Here is a 20,840-nt window from a genome sequence, read left to right as displayed (position 1 = left end):
TTCCGACGGGAACTTAGGTTTACCTGAGTTGTCTGCGGAGAGGGCCCATGACCGACACCACCGCGCCACCCGGCGCGCGACGGACAGCGCGCCGCCGAATACTGTGGCTCGCCGCCGCGCTGGCCGTCCTGGCCGCCGCGGTGCTGCTGAGCCTGGCGGTCGGCAGCCGCACCATCCCCTTCGGTGACACCCTCGACGCCCTGCTGCACGGCGGCGACACGGCCAACGCCGTCGTCGTCCGCGAGCTGCGGGTGCCGCGCACCGTCGTCGGGCTGGCCGTCGGCGCGGCGCTCGGCCTCGCCGGGGCCGTCATGCAGGGCCTCACCCGCAACCCGATCGCCGACCCCGGCATCCTCGGTGTCTCCCAGGGCGCGGCGGCCGGCGTGGTCCTCGCCATCTCCGGCTTCGGCGTCTCCACCCTCACCGGCTACGTCTGGTTCGGCTTCGCGGGCGCCGTGATCGCCACCGTGCTCGTGTACGGCCTGGCCGGGCGCGGCCGGGGCGGGGCCACGCCGATCAAGCTGGCGCTGGCCGGCTCGGCGATGTCCGCGTTCATCGCCTCGCTCAACACCATGGTGCTGACGACCGACGCGGCCACCATGGACCAGTTCCGCTTCTGGCACGTCGGCTCGCTCTCCGGGCGGACCTCGGACGTGGCCTGGCAGCTGCTGCCGTTCCTCGCCGTCGGCACGGTGCTGGTGGTCGCGGTGGCCCGCGGCCTGGACGCGCTCGCGCTCGGCGAGGACACCGCCAAGGGCCTCGGCGCCAAGACCGGCCTGGTCCGGGCGGTCGGCGCGCTCGGCGCGACGGTGCTGACCGGCTCGGCCGTCGCGGCCGCCGGGCCGATCGCCTTCGTCGGCCTCGCCGTCCCGCACGCGGCGCGGGCCGTCGCCGGCGCGGACCACCGCTGGGTGCTCGCCTTCTCCGCCGTCCTCGGCCCGGCCCTGCTGCTGCTCGCCGACACCCTGGGGCGGGTCCTCTTCCCGCCGTCGGAGGTCCCGGCGGGCGTGATGACGGCGCTCGTCGGCGTCCCGGTCCTGGTCGCGCTGGTGCGCCGCCGGAAGGTGGTCGCGTCATGAGCGCGCAGGGCGTGCGAACCGCCGGGCGCGGCGCCGTCTCCCCGCGCGGGTACGCCGTGCTGCGGGCCGGGCGGGCGTCCGTGCTGCTGCACCGCCGGTCGGCGGTGGTGGCGCTGGGCCTGCTGGTCGCGCTGGCCGGGACGGTCGTCGCCTCGCTCTGCCTGGGCGAGTCGGCCGTGTCCCCGGTCGAGGTGGTGAAGGTGGTGCTCGGGCAGCCGAGCCCGCACGAGCTGGTGGTCGGCGAGTTCCGGCTGCCCCGGGTGGTCGTGGGCCTGCTGGTCGGCACCGCTCTGGGGCTGGCCGGGGCGCTGATCCAGACCGTCGCCCGCAATCCGCTGGCCAGCCCCGACGTGGTGGGCGTGACCTGGGGCGCGACCGCCACCGTCGTCGGGCTGATGGCGTACGGCGTGGTCGGCTCGACCGGTCAGGCCCCGTACGCGGCGGTGGCGGGCGGGCTGGTGGCCGGGCTGCTGGTGTACGCGCTGGCGTGGCGGCGCGGCCTGCACGCGCAGCGCTTCGTGCTGATCGGGATCGGGATCAGCGTGGCCCTGTCCTCGCTGACCTCCGTGTTCCTGACCAAGGGCGACGGCTTCCAGGCGCAGGCCGCGAAGGTCTGGATGACGGGCAGCCTGAACGGCGCCGGCTACGACCAGGCCGGCTGGCTGGCCTGGGTGCTGCTCGCCGCCGTGCCCGTCGTCCTGTGGGCGGCGCGGGCGCAGCGCTCGATCTCCTTCGACGACGCGACGGCCGTCGGTCTGGGCCTGCGGCTGGACCGGATCCGCCTCGGCATGGCGCTGCTGGGCATCGTGCTGGCCTCGTGCGCGGCGGGCGCCGCCGGGCCGGTGGACTTCGTGGCGCTGATGGCCCCGCAGATCGCGCTGCGGCTGGTCCGGTCCGCGCAGGTCCCGCTGTTCTGCTCGGCGCTGACGGGCGCGCTGGTGGTCGTGCTGGCCGATCTGATCGCCCGGCGGCTGATGGCGCCGACCGAGCTGCCGGTGGGCGTGGTGACCGGCATGGTCGGCGCGCCGTACTTGATGTGGCTGCTGATTCGTTCCCGTCGTGGAGGTTCCTGATGTCCGCTCACCGTCTGGAGGCCCGGGGCCTCACCCTGGCCTACGAGGCGCGCACGGTCGTCGAGGGCCTGGACGTCGGCATCCCGGACGGGCGGGTGACGGTGATCGTCGGCCCGAACGCCTGCGGCAAGTCGACGCTGCTGCGGGCCCTGGGGCGCCTGCTGAAGCCGGTCCGGGGCGCGGTGCTGCTGGACGGCGAGGAGCTGGCGCGGATCCCGACGAAGCGGATCGCCCAGCGGCTGGGCCTGCTGCCGCAGTCGCCGACGGCGCCGGAGGGCATCTCGGTGGCGGACCTGGTCTCGCGGGGCCGCCAGCCGCACCAGAGCTGGTGGCAGCAGTGGTCGCCGGAGGACGAGGCGGCGGTGACGGAGGCGCTGGAGCGGACGTCCACGGCGGAGCTGGCCGAGCGCAGCATGGACGAGCTGTCCGGTGGCCAGCGGCAGCGGGCGTGGATCGCGATGGCGCTGGCGCAGGGCACGGACATCCTGCTGCTGGACGAGCCGACCACCTACCTGGACATCGCGCACCAGGTGGAGGTGCTGGACCTGGTCCGCCGGCTGAACGTCGAGCGCGGCCGGACGGTGGTGGCGGTGCTGCACGACCTCAACCAGGCGGCCCGGTACGCGGACCACCTGGTGGCGATGCGGGACGGCCGGGTGGTGGCGCAGGGCGCGCCGACCGAGGTGGTGACGGCCGAGCTGGTGCGGGAGGTGTTCGGGCTGGAGTCGGTGGTGGTGCCGGACCCGGTGACGGGCACGCCGTTGGTCGTTCCGGGGGCCCCGTGGGCGGCGGCCGTGGACGCCTGACGGCAATTCCACGCCAAACCGGACATAATCGGCGCGCCCCCGAAGCCTCACCGCCCGAGGACCGCCGATGCACCGGATCGCCCGCCGTTCGTTCCTCGCCGGTCTCGGCGGGGCCGCGCTCGCGGCCTGCACGACCGGGCGGTCGGCGCCGCCGACCGCCGACGGCCTGGGCGCGTCCGCCTCGCCCACCCCGGTGCCGCCGGTCACGGTGGACGCGGCCACCGGGCCGGTGCTGGTGCCGGGCGAGCCGCTGCGGGTGGTCGTCCTCGACACGGACGTGCTGGACTCCGCGCTGACCCTCGGCATCACCCCGGTGGGCGCCGCGCTGCCGGCCGCCGACATCCGGTTCCCCGCCTACTGGCCGGCCTCCCGGGTCGCCGGGATCCACCGGGTCGGCCTGGCCGGCGCCCCGGACCTGGTCGCGATCCGGGCGCTGCGGCCTGACCTGATCCTCTCCAACCAGGCGCGCGACGGCGACCACTACGACCAGCTGCGGGAGATCGCGCCGACCGTGCTCACCCAGACCACCGGCGCGCCGTGGAAGGCCGACTTCCAGGTGCACGCCCAGGCGTTGAGCCGGGAGGCCGCGGCGGCGGCCTTCGTCTCCTCGTACCAGCGGCACGCCAACCAGGTGGTGCAGGCCCTGTCGGCGGCGAAGGCGTCCGGCCGGAAGGTGAGCCTGGTGCGGTTCGTGGAGGGCGGCGGGATCCGGCTGTTCGGGAAGCTGAGCTTCCCCGGGATCGTGCTGTCGGACGCCCAGGTGGGGCGGCCGGACGCGCAGAACGTCGACCAGTCCGACGTCGAGATCCCGCTGGACCAGATCGCGAAGGCGGACGGCGACCTGCTGCTGTACGCCACCTCCGGCGATCCGGCCGTCGCCGGCACCGACGCCGCGCTGGAGAGCCCGGGTTGGCAGGCGCTGGGGGCGGTCAAGGCGCACCGGGCGTTCCCGGTGGACGACCAGCTGTGGTTCCAGGGGATCGGGTACACCGGCGCCAACTTCATGCTGGCCGAGCTGCAGCGCTTCCTGGAGGCATGACCCGCCGCGCGGCGTCGGCGTAGCGGGCCGGGGAGGTGCCGACGGCGGCCGTGAAGTCGCGGGTGAGATGGGCCTGGTCGGCGTAGCCGAGTTCGGCCGCGAGCGCCGCCAGGTCCAACGTGCCGCCCGCGTCGGCGCGTTCGGCGGCCTCGTGGAGGCGGGCGCGGCGCAGCACCCACTTCGGGGAGGCGCCGACGTACTCGGCGAACAGCCGCTGGAGCCGGCGGACGGTGAGGCCCAACTCCCGCGCCAGGTCGTCGACCCGGCACAGGTCGGGGGTGCCGGTGATCCGCTCCACCATGGCGGCGACCTCCTGCGCGACCGGGTCGGGCGCGGGCAGCCGGGGCAGCAGGAAGGCGTCCACGAGGGCGGCCTGGTCCCGCATCCGTTCGCCGAGGACGTCCTCGTTGAGCCGGTCCGCCTCGGGGCCGAAGTAGGCGGCCGCGGGCACCGACCGGTCCGCGAGCCCGGCCACCGGGTGCCCGGCGAACGAACGGAACGCGCCCGGCCGGAACTTCACTCCCAGCACGTGCCCGGCGCCCTCCAGGCGGCGGACGAAGAGCGACCGGTCGACCCCGTAGACGCGGGCCCGCGGGGCCTCGAAGACCAGGTGCACGTTCGGGTGGGCGAGCACCTTCTGCTCGTACGGGGGCCGGCCACGCCGGTCCCAGCGGACCAGCCAGTAGAACTCGACGAAGCGCGCCACGGCGGGGGCGGGCACGCGCCGCTCCACCCTGACCGCCTCCGCCGCGCGGGCGGGGTGGAGCACGCCGCGTCCGAGGTCGGGAGAGTCCATACCGGCCAGGCTAGATCCCGTCCGGCCGGTCTTTCCGGGCACGCGACGCCGGGGTTCCGGCGCCGGTCGGGGCGGCTGCGCCCTGCCATAAGCTGGCACGGTGAGTAGCGAACCGGCCCCGCCCGAGGACACCGCCGTCGAGCTGATGCGCGCGATGACGCGGCTGCGGGCGCGGCTGCGCACCGAGGCCCCGATCGACGACCTGCCGTGGAACTGGTCGCACCTGACCACCCTGCACCGCGTCGTGCAGGAGGGCCCGGCGACCGTGACCGAACTCGCCCAGGCCGAGCACGTGCGCCGCCAGTCCATGGCGGAGACCGTGGCCGCGCTGCGGGCCGGCGGCCTGGTCAGCGCCGCCAAGGACCCGAACGACGGGCGCAAGTCCCTCTTCAGCGCGACCCCGGCCGGAGCCGACCTGTGCGAGCGGATCCCGGCGGCGCGGGAGGCGTGGCTGGCCGAGGTGATCGGATCCACCCTCCGGGCCGGCGAGCGCAAGACGCTCGACCGGGCGGCGGAGATCATGAACCGCCTGGCGGACAGCTAGGGCCCGTCCTTCGCGCCGGCTCGGTTGCTTCTAGCGGACCCGGTAGATCTGGCCGGTCTGCGCGCCCTCGATCGAGCGGACGTACGCCGTCGCCACGCGGGCGGCGGGTACCGCCTCCATGCCGGGGAAGAAGGGCCCGTAGGCGGGCAGGGACTCCTCGACCACGGTCGGGCTCACCGCGTTGATCCGCTGGGGCGGGAGTTCGATCGCGGCGGCTCGTACGAACGCCTCGACGGCACCGTTCGCCGCGGATGCGGCAGCCCCGGCCACGATCGGCTCCTCGGTGAGGATCCCGCTGACCAGAGTGAACGAGCCGGTCCCGGCAACATGGGAGGCGCCCTGGCGGACCAGCTCCAACTGGCTCAGCGCCTTGCCGCGGAACGTCGCCGCGACATCGCCGGCGGTCAGCTCGCCGAGCGGCTTGAACACGGCGGCGCCCGCCGCGACCGCGACCGCGTCCAGCGGGCCTGCCTGCGCGTACAGCCTGGCCACCGCTTCCGGGTCGGTGACATCGGCCACCAGGTCCCCACCCGTGCGGCCCGCGCCGATCACCTCGTGGCCGCGCTCCGCGAGCGCCCGGCGCACCGCGCTGCCCAGCGTTCCACTCGCACCGACCAGAAGAATCCTCATGACCCACACCGTCCATCACGTCTCGGGACCGAACCCCGGGAACCGCCCCGGGTACCTGTGACGCTACGGATCACGCCCCGTCCCCGGAAATGCCGTTTGGGCAGGGACTATGCTCCACAGGCATGGATGATGTGGAACTGCGTCACCTCAGGGCCCTGGACGCGCTGGCCGAGGCGGGCACCGTCACCGCCGCCGCGGCCCGGCTACACATGACGCAGCCCGCCCTCTCCCGCACGCTCGCCCAGCTGGAGACCCGCGTCGGCGTCCGGCTCGTCGACCGCTCCTCCCGGCACCTGGCCCTCACCCAGGCCGGCACCACCCTCCTCGGACACGCCCGGGCGATCCTCGCCCACCTGGATGCGGCCCTCGCGGACGCCCGGACGATCTCCCGCCCCCTGCGGCTGGGCTACACCTGCGCGGTGCTCGGACAGCAGACCGTCCCGCTGCTCCGGTCGTGGCGCCGCACGCACCCGCACGCCCCGCTCGAGGTGGTCCGACGGGACAACAGCACCGCGGGCCTCGCCACCGGGGACACCGACGTGGCGGTGCTCCGCACCGCCCCCGCCGATCCGCGTATCCGCACCGAGGCCCTCTACACGGAGGGCCAGGTCGCGGCCCTGTCCGACGACCACCCCCTTGCGGACCGGGACGGGGTGCTGCTGGCCGAACTCACCGTCGGCCAGGACCTCCCGCTGGCCCTGTGGCCGGGTGTCGGTACCGCCTCACCGGACCTGTGGCCCCCGGAGCAGCGCCCGGTCGGGACGGTCGAGGTGGGCAACGTGGACGAGTGGCTGAACCTCATCGCCACCGGCGGTGCGTTCGGCCTCGGCGCGGCAGGTACCGCGGAGAGCCACAGCCATCCGGGCGTCCGCTTCCTCCCGGTCTCGGACGCCCCTGGCGCCACCGTCTACCTCGCCCACCCCGCTCACCCCACCCATCCCCGGACGGCGGACTTCCTCACGGCGGTCCGGGAAGTGGTGAGCGGCTAGTCTGGCTCGACCGTCGCACGTCTCCGCCGCGCCTCACCGGCTCCCGGGCACGCTCAGGGCGGTCAGGTCCGCGGTGGCGACGATCCAGGCCTGGCGCGGGAAGACCTTCTCCATGAGCACCCGGTGCACCTCCGGGTCGGGGTCGGCGGTGGCGTCGGCCAGGACGAACAGGCGGTAGTCCTCGTCGGCCGCCTGCCGGAGGGTGGTCAGCACCACCCCACTGGTGGAGAGCCCGGCGAGGACGAGGGTGTCCACGTCCCGCCCGCGCAGTTCGGCGCGCAGATCGGTGTCACCGGCGAAGACGCCGAAGCGCGTCTTGCGCACGGCCACGTCGTCCTCGCGGATCTCCAGGGACTCGTGCACGGCCGTCGCGGGGTGGCCGTCGGCGAGGTGGCCGGCCTCGGCGACCCGGGCGAAGGCCTTGTTGCGGTCGGGGACGGCGGCGAGGTCCGCCTCGGCGAACGCGACGCGGACGAAGACGACGTGCGTGCCGTGGGCGCGGGCCCAGGCCAGTGCCTCGCCCGCGCGGGCCAGCAGACCCTCCGGGTCGGGGACGGCGCCGAGGGCGGCGGGCTGGAAGTCCATCAACAGCAGCGCGGTGCGGGCGGGGTCGATCGCGGGCGCGGTCTCGGTCACGGTGGTCATGGTGGTCACGGTGGTCATGTCGTGGATCGGCTCTCTGCGGGTTGAGGTGGGCCCGGGCCGGGTGGGCCCGGGCCGGGTGGGCCCGGGCCGGGTGGGCCCGGGCCGGTTCGCCTGCGGCGGCCAGGACTCGGCGAGTCGGCGGTCGCAGACGGTCAGGACGAGGAGGAGGGCGGAGATCGCGACCAGCACCCAGGCGATGGAGTGCAGGCCGGCGTCGCCCACCCGGCCGTGGAAGGCGGCGCCGGTGATCGCCGCCGAGGCGATGGAGCCGAGGTAACCGAAGGTGCGCAGCAGTCCGGAGGCGGTGCCGACCGTCGCGGCGGGGGCCTCCTGGTAGAGGACCGTCTGGTTGGCGACCGTCCCGGCGCCGGAGGTCAGGCCGAACACCGCGCTGACGGCGACGACCGCCGCCATCGGGGTGCCGACGCCCACGAACAGCACGGCCACCGCGCCGAGCAGCAGCAGCACCGCGCAGGCGATCAACGGCAGCCGCACGCCCGTCCGTCGTGCCACCACCCGGGCGGTCACGGCGCTCAGGACGCCCATCGGCATCAGCGCCAGGCCGGCCTGGTAGGCGGACAGTCCGCGGGCCGCCACCAGCCACTGGGTGAGCCCGTAGAGGATCACGTACGTCCCCATCAGCGTCAGGCCGTTGCGCACGTAGGTGCGGGTCAGGGCCCCGTTGGAGGCGAGCAGCCGGACGTCGAGGAACGGGTGGGCGGCGCGCAGTTCCCAGCCGACCAGCACGGCGGCGAGGACGAGGGCGGCGGCGAGCGCGGGCCAGTCCGGGCGCGGCAGGGCGGCGAGGAAGACCATCAGGGCGGTCAGCGAGCCGCCGAAGCCCAGCATGCCGGGCAGGTCGAGGCGGGAGACGAGGGCGCGGGGTGAACCGAGGCGCAGCGGATCGGGGTCCGGCGCGATCCCGACCACGGCCAGGACCAGGGCGACGGCGGCGACCGGGATGTTGATCCAGAAGGCGGTCTGCCAGCCGAACCAGCCCACCAGCAGTCCGCCGAGGGCGGGGCCGACGGCGACGGTGGCGGCGCCGGTGATCGCCAGGCCGCCGAGCACCCCGCGCGGCGGGGCCTGGTACCCGGCCTGTTCGGCGCGGCGGCGGATCAGCAGCATCGCGGCCGGGTAGCCGGTCGAGGTGCCCGCGCCGATCAGCACCCGGGCCGCGATCAGGGCGGCCATCGAGTGGGCCAGCGTGCCGACGATCCCGGCCGCGAAGACGAGCACGATGCCGGCGACGAAGATCCGCCGGGGCCCGAACTCCTCGGCGAGCCGCCCGGCGGCGGGCTGGGCCAGCGCGCTGGTGAGGTACAGGCAGGAGATCAGGACCGCGGTGTCCCCGACGGGGAGGTGCAGGGCGGCCGCGATGGCCACCAGCGCGGTCGCGATGATCGAGCTGTTGACCGGGTTGAGCGAGGCCCCCAGGTACAGCGGGGCCACGAAGCGCGGGCCGAAGGCGTTGCCGGCGGGCGCCGGGGTCGCCTGCCGCGGGGTGCGGGTGTCGCCGGGGAGAGGCATGCCGGGTTCCTTCCGCTTCCTCCGGGACCTCTGCGACGGGGCGGGGCCTGCTGGGGAGATCCCGGTGGAGATAGGCAGGCTGCCTGCCGAATATTAGCAGCCTACCTGCCTATTTTGAACCGTTCGGGGCGTTCGGGGCGGGCCGCCGCGAGCCCCGGCCCGATGCTCCTGGTCAGGGCGCCGACTGTCGCGTTTCTTCAAGACCCGGCGGCCCCGACCGGCGCAGGATCGGGGCATGAACGATCACCCGACCCCGGACGCCCACCCCCTGCACCCCCTACTGGCCCGCGCCGCCGCGGCCGCCGCCCGCGTCGCCGACGGCGTCCCGGCGAACCACCCGCTGGACGGCCCGACACCCTGCACGGACTTCGACGCCCGCGCGCTCGTCAACCACTGGGTGCTCTACACCTCGCACGGCCTGGAGCACCGGGCCCGCCGCACCGAACTGCCCGAGGCGCTGGTCGACCACGACTTCACCGCCGACCCCGGCTGGCCCGCCGCCTACGCGGCCCAGCTGGACCGCGCCGTCGCGGCCTGGGCCGACCCGGCCGCCTGGACGGGGGACGTCGACCTCGGCGGCTCCCCGGCACCGGCGGAGGGCATCGCCCGGATGCTGATCGCGGAGCTCGTCCTGCACGGCTGGGACGTCGCCCGGGCGACCGGCGGTCCGATCGGGATCGACGAGGAGCTCGCGCGGCTGGTGCTGGAGGTCGTCGAGGAGAACGCCGAGCTGTACCGCCAGTACGGCGGCTTCGCCGCCCCGGTGGCGGTGCCGGAGGGCGCCCCGGCGCTGGACCGCGCGCTGGCCGCCTCCGGGCGCGATCCGCGCTGGAACGGCTGAGCGCCTGGCTGCCCAAGCGCCCGACCGCCCGACCGCCCGACCGCCCGACCGCCTGACCACCTGACCGCCTGACCGCCTGGCTGCCCGAGCGCTCAGCCGGCCGCGCTCAGTCCGCCGCCCGCAGGGACGCACGGAGCCGGGCGTGCAGCAGGCGCACGGCCGGCGAGTGCTGGTCGGGTCGGGCGACCAGGCCGAGGCGGGCCCGGACCGGTGCGTCGACGACGAGGATGGAGGCATGACGACGACGAAGACTGCACGTGGGATTTCCGAGACCTACTTCGCGGCCTGGCAGGCGGGCGACTTCGAGACGCTGCGGGGGCTACTGGCGGAGGACGTCGACTTTGTGGGCCCGCTGGCCACGGTGTCGGGGGTGGAGGAGGCCCTGGCCGGACTGAAGGGGCTCGGGCAGGTGCTGGAGAAGATCGAGGTGCACGCCCGGGTCGCCGAGGGGGACGACGTGATCACCTGGTTCGACCTGCACACGAGCATCGCGCCACCGGCGCCGACGGCGAACTGGAGCCACGTGGAGAACGGGAGGATCACCCGGATCCGGGTGACCTTCGACCCGCGGGGGCTGCTGGCGGGCTTCGCGCGCTGAGCGGAGGTCGCACCGGCCGCCGGGCTGAGCGATCGGCCCGACAGGGCGGGCGATCCGGGCCCGGCGGGGCGATGCCCTACTCGTCGTCGCCGTCCTGGATCTCCTCGGGCGGCGGCGCGAGGATGATCGGCCAGTCGTCCTCGGAGGCGAGGAGGTCTTCGAGCGGGGTGCCGGGGCCGGCGGTGAAGACGGCCAGCCCCTCGTCGAACCAGGCGGGCAGCACCGGATCGACGGTCGTCCCGGCGCGCAGGACCAGGTGGGCGCGCGGGTCGACGGTCGAGCGGTCGGGGAAGTCGGCGGGGTCGACGCCCACCTGCTCCAGCGCCACCGGGTAGACGGCCACCGAGATCGCCAGCCGGTCCCCCTCCAGGGAGGGCTCGAACCAACCGTCCGTCTGCACCAGGTAGAACACCCCGTCGCCCTCGTAGCAGTACGAGCCGAGCCGGTCCAGGGCGCGCTCACCGGGGGTGCCGTCGGGGTCGACGACCAGGACCGCGGCGGGCGCGTCCGGTTCGTCGGGATTCGGGCCGGGCCGTACGTACAGGCGGGCCATCGGGCACCTCCGGGTCGTGGCGGGTCGGGCGGGGCTCAGCGGGTCGGGCGGGGCTCAGCGGGTCGGGCGGGGCTCAGCGGGTCGGGCGGGGCTCAGCGGGTCGGGCCCAAGCTACCGTCGCGCCAGGCGGTCGCAGCTACCGTCGCGCCAGGCGACCGCGAACCGCCCAGGCCACCGCACCGAGGGCGAAGCCGTAGACCGCCACCAGGCCGTGTCCGTTGTCCTGGGCGAGCCACATGGCGAGGCCCAGCACCGGGACGCCGACCGCCAGGGCGCGCTCCTTGGGGAGGCGGGTGCGGGTGAGGAAGGCGAGGGCCAGGGTGGCGCCGAGGAAGTAGGTGGCGCCGGAGCTGCCGGCGAAGTTGCGGGGGTCGGTGCTGGGGCCGTCGCCGAAGCCGAGCAGGTCGTCGATCCGGCCGGGCAGCAGGATGCCCGCGAGGAAGAAGGCGAGGGTGAGCGGGCCGCCCCAGTACCACTGGGCGAGCGCGGCGACGGCGGCGAGGGTGGCGAGGTTCCACAGGCCGCCTCCGAGGCCGCCGTTCTGCATGAAGACCGAGGTGAACTCGCGCCACCAGCCGGACTTGGCGGGGTCGGCGTCGAGCGCGTCCATGGCGCCGGACCAGAGCAGTTGGAGCAGCACGCCGCCTACGGCGAGCGCGGTCAGGGCGACCGCCGCCCACGGGATCGGCCGCCCCCGCAGCGTGTCCCGGCCGACCACGCCGAGCCCGCAGTTGACCATCATGACCATCAGCGCGGCCGTGGTCACGTTGAACAGGATCGCCCCCATGACTGCCCCTCCCCCATCACATTCCAACGCCGTTCGAAAACCGGGCAGGGCAAAGCTAGCACAGTTTTCGAACAGTGTTGGAAAGCGTTGTACGGTGGAGCCATGAAGCTCACCAAGGAGCGCATCGTCGATGCGGGCATGGCCGTCTTCGCGGAGGTCGGCTACCACAACCTGTCCATGCGCCAGGTCGCCGACCGCCTCGACGCCCACGCCGGCAGCCTCTACTACCACGTGCGCGGCAAGGACGAGTTGCTCACCCTGATGGCCGACCGCGTCTGCCGACAGGCCTACGACACCGGCACCGCGGCCCTCGCCGCCCTCCCCCCCGACGCCACCTGGTGGGACCGGGTCGAGGCCCAGGCCGCCACCCTGCGCCGCAGCATCCAGCAACACCCCGGCGGCGCACTGCTCCTCGCCGAGAGCCCCGGCGTCCTCAGCTCCGGCGGCCTCTCCCTGATGGAACGCCTGCTGCGCACCCTCCTCGACGCCGGCCTGCCCACCGTCCACTGCGGCATCGCCGCCGACATCCTGCTCAGCCACGTCACCGGCTTCGTCCTCCAGGAACAGAACCAGCCTCCGGCCCCACCACCCGTCAGCGCCGAGCTCTACGCCGACCTGTGCGCGGAGTTTCCGCTGATCATGGGCGAGTTGATCCCCCGAATCGGCCAGGACGAGAAGTTCACCCAGAGCATCCGGCTGCTCTGCACCGGCTTCGCCGCCCTCGTCCCGGGCGTCAGCCCTGCTGCGGCGGACGACGGCGCAGGCTCAACAGCAGCAGCACCACCGCCGACAGCACCGCCGACAGGCGCAGCACGCCCGGGGCCGCCGACCAGCTGATCTGACTGAACTGCGCACCGGCCTGCACGCCCGCGCCGCCCTGGGCGCCCGGCTTGGCCTGCATGGCGTGCAGGGTGGCCGCGCTCATCGTGATCAGCGGGATCCCGAGGATGACGAACTTGCGCATCAGATCGGAGAGTTGGCGGGACAGGTAGCCGAGGGCCCAGCCGACCAGCATGGCCGGGAAGAAGCTCATGGCGGCGCCGCCGATCAGCAGCCCGCAGGAGAGCAGGACCAGCAGGGACGGCCGACGGGCCCCGACGCCCGCGCCCGCACCTGCGCCCGCACCGGCAGTTGCGCCCGCACCGGCACCGGCCTGGCCGGCGGGGGCGGTCGGCTGCGCCTTCGCCTTCCCCGCGGCGGCCGCCCTCCACCTGGCCTTGCGCTGCTTCTTCCCCTTCGCCGAGGCCGCCGCAGCCGCCCCAGCCGCAGCCCCCGCCGGATCGGCGGCCTGCGCACCCGCCGCTCCCGCCCCGTCCCCGGCACGCTGCTCGGGGATCGGCTTCGGCGGAGCCTGCGGCGCGTCCGAGAAGTTGAGCAGCACCAGATCCCAGCCGTTCGCGCCGGAGCTGTACACCTGGGGCGGCGGGATGGAGCCCGGATCGTCCTCGGGCCCGTCGAAGCGCGGCTTGTCCAGCTGGACGGGCGGCGCCCCGGCCCCCGGGGTGCGCGGCGTCCGGGGCGGGTCCAGCGGCACCGACGGGGTCCCGCCGCCCGGCGCCGCCGTGTCGTACACGCTGTCCCCGTCGGAGGCACCGGACGGACCGGACGGACCGGAGGCGCCGGATGCACCCGAACCGCCCGAACCACCCTTGTCACCGGCAGCACCGGACCCGGCAGACCCGCCGGAGGCCCCGGCCCCGCCCCCCGAACGGCCGCTCCACGGCCCGCTCCTGCGCCACCACTCGCCGTCCGTCATCACCGACACCCCGCCTCGCGCCCGAACCCCGGCCCACCGGACCACCCTCGGCCGTGACGCTACCCACCCCGCCCCCGCCCGCGCGAGTCCTGAGGACCGGTCCACCACGGGCCGCCGCACGGACACCCCGCCGTCCGCCCGCCCGACTAACCTAGGTCGAATGACCACACAGCAGGGCCCTCAACGCCAGGGCAGGTCCGCCGCCGGCCCCCGCACCCTCGCCGAGGAGTTGCGCGCCCGCCCCGACGACGCGCTCGCCGCCCTGCTCCGCTCCCGCCCCGACCTGCTCAACCCCGTCCCCGGCGACCTCACCCAGCTGTCCGCCCGGCTCTCCTCCCGCGCCTCGGCGCTGCGCGCCCTGGAGCGCCTGGACCGCTTCACCCTGCAAGTCGCCGAGGCCCTGGCCACCGCCCCGGACGGCACCGGCCTGGCCACCGTCCGCACCCTGCTGACCGGCCCGGCCAAGGTCAAGCCGCACCCCGGCGCGACCCCGCTGACGCCCGCCGACCGGTCCGCCGTCGCCGCCGCCCTCCCCCGGGCGATCGCCACCCTGCGCGACCGGGCGCTGCTCTGGGGCCCGGACAACGGCCTGCGGCTGGTCCTCGCCGTCCGCGAGGCACTCGCCCCGACGGCCGCCAACCCCGGCCGCACCGGCCTCGGCCCGACCCTCTCCGACGCGACCGTCGGCATGTCCCCGGCCCGGCTGCAACAGCTGCTCGCCTCCGCCGGGCAGCCCGCCACCCCGGACCCGGTCACCGCCGTCGACGCGCTCACCTCCCTGCTGAACGACCGCGCCCGCTGCGCGGCGCTGCTCGACACCGCCCCCGAGGCCGCGCTGCGGCTGCTGGAACGGCTGGTCTGGGGGCCGCCGACCGGCACCGTCCCGGACGCCACCCGCCCGGTCACCGCCGAGGACGCGCAGAGCCCCGTCGAGTGGCTGCTCGCCCGCGGGCTGCTGCTGCCCAGCGGGCCGGGCAGCGTCGTCCTGCCGCGCGAACTGGCCCTGCACCTGCGCGGCGGCCGCACCCACCGCGCCGTCGAGCCGGTCCAGCCCGAGCCCGCCCCGGCCGCCGCCCCGCGCGATCCACAGGCTGTGGACGGCGCGGCGGCCGGCCAGGCCCACACCGCCGTCAAGACCGTCGAGGAACTCCTCGACACCTGGGGCCTCACCCCGCCGCCCACGCTGCGCGCCGGCGGCCTCGGCGTCCGCGACCTCAAGCGCACCGCACAGGCCCTGGAGACCACCGAGCAGCAGGCCGCCTTCTGGCTCGAACTCGCCTACGCCGCCGGACTGCTGGCCCCCGACGGCGAGGCCGACGAACGCTGGGCCCCGACCCCGGCCTACGACGGCTGGCTCCAGCGGGACACCGCCGAACGCTGGTCCGTCCTCGCCGCCGCCTGGCTCGCCGCCACCCGCGTCCCCGCCCTCACCGGCACCCCGGACGGCAAGGGCAAGCCGCGCGCCGCCCTCGGGCCCGAACTCGACCGCACCCTCGCCCCGTCCGTCCGCCGCGCCACCCTCGCGCTGCTCGCCGAGCTCCCGCCCGGCACCCCCGCCACCGCCGCCGAACTCCTGCCCACCCTGCGCTGGCAGCGCCCGCTGCGCGGCGGCCCGACCGGCCCGGACGGCCACGAGCTGCGCGACGACCTCACCGCCTGGACCCTCGCCGAGGCCGAACTCCTCGGCGTCACCGGCCGCGGCGCCCTCGCCGCCCCCGCCCGCGCCCTGCTCACCGCCGAATCCGACCCGGCCGAGGTGCTCGCCCCGCTGCTGCCGCAGCCGCTCGACCACGTGATCCTGCAACCGGACCTCACCGCGATCGCCCCCGGCCCGCTGCTCACCCCGCTCGCCCAGGCCCTCGCGCTGTGCGCCGACATCGAGTCCAAGGGCGGCGCCACCGTCTACCGCTTCACCCCGGTGTCCGTCCGCCGCGCCCTCGACGCCGGACGCACCGCCGCCGACCTGCGGGCCTTCCTGGAGCAGCACTCCCGGACGCCCGTCCCGCAGCCGCTCGCCTACCTGATCGACGACGTCGCCCGCCGGCACGGCGTCCTGCGGGTCGGCGCCGCCTCCTCCTACCTGCGCTGCGACGACCCGTCCCTGCTGAACGAGGTCCTCGCCGACCGCCGCTCCGCCGACCTGCGGCTGCGGCTGCTCGCCCCCACCGTCCTCGCCGCCCAGGCCGCCCCGGACGCCCTGCTCGCCGCCCTGCGCGCGATGGGCTACGCCCCGGCCGCCGAGTCCGCCGAGGGCGACGTCCTGATCACCCGCCAGGACAGCCACCGCACCCCGCCCCGCACCGCCCCCGCGCCCGTCCCGGACGGCCCGCCGACCCCGGACGACACCCTGCTCGCCGCCGCGATCAAGGCCATCCGGGCCGGCGACCGCGCCGCCACCGTCAACCGCCGGGACTCCACCCCCGACCCGCGCCAGCTGCCCCGCACCGCCGCCGCCGAGACCCTCGCGGCCCTGCAGACCGCCGTCCTGCTCGGCGAACGGATGTGGATCGGCTACCTCAACGCCGAGGGCATCGCCAGCCAGCGGATCATCGACCCGGTCAAGGTCGAAGGCGGCTTCGTCACCGCCTTCGACCACCACGCCGACGAGCTCCGCACCTTCGCCCTGCACCGCATCACCGGCGTCGCGGAGCTCGACGAGTAACCCCGGCGGCAGGGCCGGGCTCAGTGCCCCTGCGACTCCTTCATCTTCTCCTTGACGGCCTTGTCCGCCAGGCTGCCGATCTCCCCCTGCCCGACCGGCAGCGAGCCGCCGCCGACCTGGTCGGCGATCAGGAATCCGGGCGCGGCGAGCAGCCCGCCGGGCCCCTCCCCGATCCCCGCGAGGGCGTGCGCGGAGCCTGCGGACGAGGCGGTGGCCGCGAAGGCCGTGCCCATCAGGGCGAGAGCGGTGAGAACGCGCTTCGACTTCTTCATGACCGGCTCAACGAGCGATGCGCACCGCGGTCACCCGGCGCCGTCGCCCGGAGCGCGGGCTCGGTCGCCCGTACGAACGGAAGGAGCCCGTTCCCGTTCGGAAGGAGCCCGACCACGTTCGCCGCGGAATGCGCGACACTGGAGGGTCTGCGTCAATCCAGCCTGTCAGCCAGTGGAGGGCTTCCCCGCGTGAACGACGGACCGCTCATCGTCCAGAGCGACAAAACTCTTCTCCTGGAGATCGATCACCCCAAGGCCGCCGAGTGCCGCCGCGTCATCGCGCCGTTCGCCGAGTTGGAACGCGCCCCCGAGCACGTGCACACGTACCGGGTGACGCCGCTCGGGCTGTGGAACGCGCGGGCGGCGGGGCACGACGCCGAGCAGGTGGTCGACGCCCTGGTGACGTACTCGCGCTACCCGGTGCCGCACGCGCTGCTGGTGGACGTGGCGGACACCATGGGCCGCTACGGGCGGCTCCAGCTGCTCAAGCACCCGACGCACGGGCTGGTGCTCGCCACCACCGACCGGCCGGTGCTGGAGGAGGTGCTGCGCTCCAAGAAGATCGCGCCGCTGGTCGGCGCCCGGGTCGACCCGGACACGGTGGTGGTGCACCCCTCCGAGCGCGGCCAGATCAAGCAGGTGCTGCTCAAGCTCGGCTGGCCGGCCGAGGACTTCGCCGGGTACGTGGACGGCGAGGCGCACCCGATCGAGCTGGACGAGGACGGCTGGCGGCTGCGCCCGTACCAGGCGCAGGCCGTCGAGGGCTTCTGGCACGGCGGCTCGGGCGTCGTGGTGCTGCCCTGCGGCGCCGGCAAGACGCTGGTCGGCGCGGCCGCGATGGCGCACGCCAAGTCGACGACGCTGATCCTGGTCACCAACACCGTCTCGGCCCGCCAGTGGAAGCACGAGCTGGTCAAGCGCACCTCGCTCACCGAGGAGGAGATCGGCGAGTACAGCGGGACGCGCAAGGAGATCCGCCCGGTCACCATCGCCACCTACCAGGTGATGACCACCAAGCGGAAGGGCGCCTACGCGCACCTGGAGCTGTTCGACGCCCGCAACTGGGGCCTGGTGGTCTACGACGAGGTGCACCTGCTGCCGGCGCCGGTGTTCAAGTTCACCGCCGACCTCCAGGCCCGCCGCCGCCTGGGCCTGACCGCGACGCTGGTGCGCGAGGACGGCCGCGAGGGCGACGTGTTCAGCCTGATCGGGCCCAAGCGCTTCGACGCGCCGTGGAAGGAGATCGAGGCACAGGGCTACATCGCGCCCGCCGACTGCTGCGAGGTGCGGGTCACCCTGACCGACTCGGAGCGCCTGGCGTACGCCACCGCCGAGCCCGAGGAGCGCTACCGCTTCTGCGCCACCACGGCGACCAAGCGGCGGGTGGTGGAGGCGCTGGTGAAGAAGCACGAGAAGGACCAGACGCTGGTCATCGGCCAGTACATCGACCAGCTGGACGAGCTCGGCGAGGTGCTGGACGCGCCCGTGATCAAGGGCGAGACCAGCAACGCCCAGCGCGAGAAGCTGTTCGAGGCGTTCCGCAACAAGGAGATCGGCGTCCTGGTGGTCTCCAAGGTCGCGAACTTCTCGATCGACCTGCCCGAGGCCACCGTGGCCATCCAGGTCTCCGGGACGTTCGGCTCCCGCCAGGAGGAGGCCCAGCGCCTGGGCCGCGTCCTGCGTCCGAAGGCGGACGGCCACTCGGCGCACTTCTACTCGGTGGTCGCCCGGGACACCGTGGACCAGGACTTCGCCGCCCACCGGCAGCGATTCCTGGCCGAGCAGGGCTACGCGTACCGCATCATCGACGCGGACGACGTGCTGTAGGGCGTGCGGCCGGGCGTGCGGCAGGACACGCCCCGGTACCGGACACCGTCGCGCCCGAGGAGGACCACGCGCGCGGCGGTGCCCGGGGCGGCGCCGCCGTCGCGCACGTCCTCCGGGCCGTACGGGGGCCGGGACCCGCGGGCCCGGGACCTGCGGGGCTGGAACCCCGGGGCGCACGGGTCTAGGATCGTCCGTCTGCCCCCTCCCGAACCGTGGTACCCGCTGAAGTCGCGCGGGCAGCCGGGGGAGGCGCCGACCGCACGGCAACCGGTCGGCCGTACCCACCGTGAGCTCCATCGATCCGCTGCGCCCGCTTCCGGCGCAGCCGGGAAGGTTCGCTGTGCCCGCCACCCCCACCACCGACCCCCTCCAGCGCGAACGCGACCACCTGGCCGCGTCCCGGTCCGCGCTGCGAGCGATGCGCGAGGACGTCCAGTCGCTGGACCTGCGCGACGTGACCGGCACCTGGGTGTCCGCCGCCGTCCTCCAGAACCAGATCGAGGCCCGGATCGCCGCCCTCGCCGACCTCTCGCACACCCCGCTGTTCTTCGGCCGCCTGGACTACCTGCACACGATCAGCGAGGAGCTGAGCGAAGGAGGCGGCGGGGAGAGCTTCTACATCGGGCGCCGGCACGTCCACGACGCCGACGGCGACCCGATGGTGATCGACTGGCGCGCGCCGGTCTCCCAGCCGTTCTACCGGGCCAGCCGCACCGAGCCGCTGGACGTCGAACGCCGCCGCCGCTTCGGCTACACCGGCGGCGAGCTCACCGCCTACGAGGACGAGCACCTGAGCGACCCGGCGGAGGCGGACACCGCCTCCGCCCTGCTCGCCGCCGAGATCGAGAAGCCCCGCGTCGGCCCGATGCGCGACATCGTCGCCACCATCCAGCCCGAGCAGGACGAGATCGTCCGCTCCGACGTGACGGGCACCATCTGCGTCCAGGGCGCCCCCGGCACCGGGAAGACGGCCGTGGGCCTGCACCGCGTCGCGTACCTGCTCTACGCGCACCGCGAGCGCCTCGCCCGGACGGGCACGCTGGTGATCGGGCCGAACAACGCCTTCCTCTCCTACATCGAGCAGGTGCTCCCGGCCCTGGGCGAGCTGGACGTCAACCAGGCGACCGTGCAGCAGCTGGTCGGGCACGTCGAGGTGCGCGGCGAGGACGACCCGCGGGCGGCCCGGCTGAAGGGCGACGCCCGGATGGCCGAGGTGCTGCGCCGGGCGGTGCGCGCGGGCATCACGCTGCCCACCGAGCCCTGCGTGGTGGTCCGCGGCTCCCGCCGCTGGCGCGTCCAGGTGCACGAACTCACCGCGATCATCGAGGAGTTGAAGAGCCGCGAGGTGCGCTACGGCGCCGCCAGGGACGCCCTGCCGCAGCGGATCGCGCACACCGTGCTGCTGAAGATGGAACAGTCCGGCGAGGCCCCCGACGACCGGGTGCAGGACGCGGTGGCCCGCAACGCCGCGGTCAAGGCGGTGGCCAAGGAGTGCTGGCCGGCGGTCGACCCGGCGAAGCTGGTGCTGCGGCTGCTCTCCGACCCGGAGTTCCTGGCCGCCTGCGCGGAGGGCGTGCTGACCCCGGAGGAGCAGCAGGCGGTGCTGTGGCCCAAGCCGGGCCGCTCGGTGAAGACGGCCCGCTGGACGCAGGCCGACGCCGTCCTGGTCGACGAGGCGACGGACCTGGTGCAGCGCACCCCCTCGCTCGGGCACGTGGTGCTGGACGAGGCGCAGGACCTCTCCCCGATGCAGTACAGAGCGGTCGGCCGCCGCTGCACGACCGGCTCGGCGACCGTCCTCGGCGACCTCGCCCAGGGCACCACCCCGTGGGCGACGGCGAGCTGGCCGGACGCGCTGCGCCACCTGGGCAAGCCGGACGCCCACGTCGAGGAGCTGACCAAGGGCTTCCGGGTGCCGGAGGAGGTCATCGCGTACGCCTCCCGGCTGCTCCCGGCGATCGCCCCGGGCCTGGCCCCGGCGACCTCCGTCCGCGACGCCCCCGGCTCGCTGACGATCCGCCGCCTCCCGGACGCGGAGGCCGTGCCCGCCGTCGTGGCGGCCTGCCGCGAGGCGCTGGAGCACGAGGGCTCGACCGGACTGATCGCCGCCGACGCCCGGATCCCGCTGCTCGCCGAGGCGCTGACCGCGGCCGGCCTGCCGTACCTGTCCCCCGGCGCCGAGACCAGCGCCGAGGCCCGGCTGACGCTCGTGCCGGCCTCGCTGGCCAAGGGTCTGGAGTACGACTACGTGGTGCTGGACGAGCCGGCCGCGGTGATCGCGGGCGAGCCGGACGAGCGGACCGGCCTGCGGCGGCTGTACGTGGCGCTCACCCGTGCCGTCTCCGGCCTGACGGTGCTGCACGGCGAACCGCTGCCCGCGCAGCTGCGCTGAGGAACCGAGCGGCGGGGGCCG

At 75.0% G+C, this 20,840-nt stretch carries 19 protein-coding genes; 12 read left to right on the top strand and 7 right to left on the bottom strand.

Annotated elements, in window-relative coordinates:
- Positions 1 to 47: 47 nt before the first annotated feature.
- The 4 genes from AB0O19_RS11010 (at position 48) to AB0O19_RS10995 (ending at position 3,997) form a co-directional block, all read left to right on the top strand.
- On the top strand, positions 48 to 1,079 hold the full coding sequence (locus AB0O19_RS11010; protein WP_363377332.1) for an iron ABC transporter permease: 1,032 nt from the start codon (positions 48 to 50) through the stop codon (positions 1,077 to 1,079).
- Positions 1,076 to 2,152: an iron ABC transporter permease gene (locus tag AB0O19_RS11005; protein ID WP_363619110.1), complete on the top strand. Its 1,077-nt coding sequence runs from the start codon at positions 1,076 to 1,078 to the stop codon at positions 2,150 to 2,152. Before AB0O19_RS11010 ends, AB0O19_RS11005 begins: the two co-directional genes overlap by 4 nt.
- Complete coding sequence (locus tag AB0O19_RS11000; RefSeq protein WP_063348212.1) at positions 2,152 to 2,958, top strand: ABC transporter ATP-binding protein; 807 nt, start codon at positions 2,152 to 2,154, stop codon at positions 2,956 to 2,958. The genes AB0O19_RS11005 and AB0O19_RS11000 overlap by 1 nt, the downstream gene beginning before the upstream one ends.
- Positions 2,959 to 3,025: 67 nt before the next feature.
- A complete protein-coding gene (locus AB0O19_RS10995; RefSeq protein ID WP_363619109.1) occupies positions 3,026 to 3,997 on the top strand; it encodes an iron-siderophore ABC transporter substrate-binding protein in 972 nt (323 codons plus the stop codon).
- On the opposite strand, the gene AB0O19_RS10990 is transcribed toward AB0O19_RS10995, so the two are convergent.
- A complete protein-coding gene (locus tag AB0O19_RS10990; protein WP_363619108.1) occupies positions 3,960 to 4,793 on the bottom strand; it encodes a helix-turn-helix domain-containing protein in 834 nt (277 codons plus the stop codon). The genes AB0O19_RS10995 and AB0O19_RS10990 overlap by 38 nt on opposite strands.
- A gap of 100 nt (positions 4,794 to 4,893) precedes the next feature.
- Between AB0O19_RS10990 and AB0O19_RS10985 the strand changes: the two genes are divergently transcribed.
- Positions 4,894 to 5,337, top strand: a complete 444-nt coding sequence (locus AB0O19_RS10985; protein ID WP_363584920.1) for a MarR family transcriptional regulator — start codon at positions 4,894 to 4,896, stop codon at positions 5,335 to 5,337.
- 30 nt (positions 5,338 to 5,367) lie between these two features.
- On the opposite strand, the gene AB0O19_RS10980 is transcribed toward AB0O19_RS10985, so the two are convergent.
- The gene (locus tag AB0O19_RS10980; RefSeq protein ID WP_363584918.1) at positions 5,368 to 5,967 is read right to left on the bottom strand and encodes a short chain dehydrogenase; all 600 of its coding nucleotides are present in this window, start codon (positions 5,965 to 5,967) and stop codon (positions 5,368 to 5,370) included.
- A 122-nt stretch (positions 5,968 to 6,089) separates the two neighbouring features.
- On the opposite strand from AB0O19_RS10980, the gene AB0O19_RS10975 reads away from it, so the two are divergent.
- A complete protein-coding gene (locus AB0O19_RS10975; protein WP_363619107.1) occupies positions 6,090 to 6,956 on the top strand; it encodes a LysR family transcriptional regulator in 867 nt (288 codons plus the stop codon).
- 33 nt (positions 6,957 to 6,989) lie between these two features.
- Here the strand turns inward: AB0O19_RS10975 and AB0O19_RS10970 are convergent, their stop codons facing one another.
- On the bottom strand, positions 6,990 to 9,131 hold the full coding sequence (locus AB0O19_RS10970; RefSeq protein ID WP_363619106.1) for an MFS transporter: 2,142 nt from the start codon (positions 9,129 to 9,131) through the stop codon (positions 6,990 to 6,992).
- Between the two features lie 235 nt (positions 9,132 to 9,366).
- On the opposite strand from AB0O19_RS10970, the gene AB0O19_RS10965 reads away from it, so the two are divergent.
- On the top strand, positions 9,367 to 9,972 hold the full coding sequence (locus AB0O19_RS10965; RefSeq protein ID WP_363619105.1) for a TIGR03086 family metal-binding protein: 606 nt from the start codon (positions 9,367 to 9,369) through the stop codon (positions 9,970 to 9,972).
- Between the two features lie 142 nt (positions 9,973 to 10,114).
- On the top strand, positions 10,115 to 10,570 hold the full coding sequence (locus AB0O19_RS10960; RefSeq protein ID WP_363619104.1) for a nuclear transport factor 2 family protein: 456 nt from the start codon (positions 10,115 to 10,117) through the stop codon (positions 10,568 to 10,570).
- Positions 10,571 to 10,646: 76 nt separating this feature from the next.
- Here the strand turns inward: AB0O19_RS10960 and AB0O19_RS10955 are convergent, their stop codons facing one another.
- Both AB0O19_RS10955 and AB0O19_RS10950 read right to left on the bottom strand, forming a co-directional pair.
- On the bottom strand, positions 10,647 to 11,123 hold the full coding sequence (locus AB0O19_RS10955; RefSeq protein WP_363584906.1) for a hypothetical protein: 477 nt from the start codon (positions 11,121 to 11,123) through the stop codon (positions 10,647 to 10,649).
- A gap of 136 nt (positions 11,124 to 11,259) precedes the next feature.
- Complete coding sequence (locus AB0O19_RS10950) at positions 11,260 to 11,910, bottom strand: hypothetical protein (protein ID WP_363619103.1); 651 nt, start codon at positions 11,908 to 11,910, stop codon at positions 11,260 to 11,262.
- A 102-nt stretch (positions 11,911 to 12,012) separates the two neighbouring features.
- Here AB0O19_RS10950 and AB0O19_RS10945 point away from each other — a divergent pair, with 102 nt between their 5' ends.
- On the top strand, positions 12,013 to 12,747 hold the full coding sequence (locus tag AB0O19_RS10945) for a TetR/AcrR family transcriptional regulator (protein ID WP_363619102.1): 735 nt from the start codon (positions 12,013 to 12,015) through the stop codon (positions 12,745 to 12,747).
- On the opposite strand, the gene AB0O19_RS10940 is transcribed toward AB0O19_RS10945, so the two are convergent.
- The gene (locus tag AB0O19_RS10940) at positions 12,644 to 13,483 is read right to left on the bottom strand and encodes a hypothetical protein (protein WP_363619101.1); all 840 of its coding nucleotides are present in this window, start codon (positions 13,481 to 13,483) and stop codon (positions 12,644 to 12,646) included. The two genes, AB0O19_RS10945 and AB0O19_RS10940, sit on opposite strands and share 104 nt — an antisense overlap.
- A gap of 343 nt (positions 13,484 to 13,826) precedes the next feature.
- Between AB0O19_RS10940 and AB0O19_RS10935 the strand changes: the two genes are divergently transcribed.
- Complete coding sequence (locus tag AB0O19_RS10935) at positions 13,827 to 16,328, top strand: helicase C-terminal domain-containing protein (protein ID WP_363619100.1); 2,502 nt, start codon at positions 13,827 to 13,829, stop codon at positions 16,326 to 16,328.
- 20 nt (positions 16,329 to 16,348) lie between these two features.
- Here the strand turns inward: AB0O19_RS10935 and AB0O19_RS10930 are convergent, their stop codons facing one another.
- A complete protein-coding gene (locus AB0O19_RS10930) occupies positions 16,349 to 16,600 on the bottom strand; it encodes a hypothetical protein (RefSeq protein WP_280678786.1) in 252 nt (83 codons plus the stop codon).
- Between the two features lie 189 nt (positions 16,601 to 16,789).
- Between AB0O19_RS10930 and AB0O19_RS10925 the strand changes: the two genes are divergently transcribed.
- Positions 16,790 to 18,427: a DNA repair helicase XPB gene (locus AB0O19_RS10925; protein ID WP_063348223.1), complete on the top strand. Its 1,638-nt coding sequence runs from the start codon at positions 16,790 to 16,792 to the stop codon at positions 18,425 to 18,427.
- Between the two features lie 340 nt (positions 18,428 to 18,767).
- Positions 18,768 to 20,819, top strand: coding sequence for an AAA family ATPase (locus AB0O19_RS10920; RefSeq protein WP_363619099.1), 2,052 nt, complete (start codon positions 18,768 to 18,770; stop codon positions 20,817 to 20,819).
- Positions 20,820 to 20,840 lie beyond the last annotated feature (21 nt).

Origin of the sequence: Kitasatospora sp. NPDC091276 (assembly GCF_040684355.1) — a bacterium.
In the GTDB taxonomy this organism is placed as follows: domain Bacteria; phylum Actinomycetota; class Actinomycetes; order Streptomycetales; family Streptomycetaceae; genus Kitasatospora.
The sequence above is the reverse complement of the archived record's forward strand: the minus strand, read 5'-3'. Positions and strand labels throughout refer to the sequence as shown.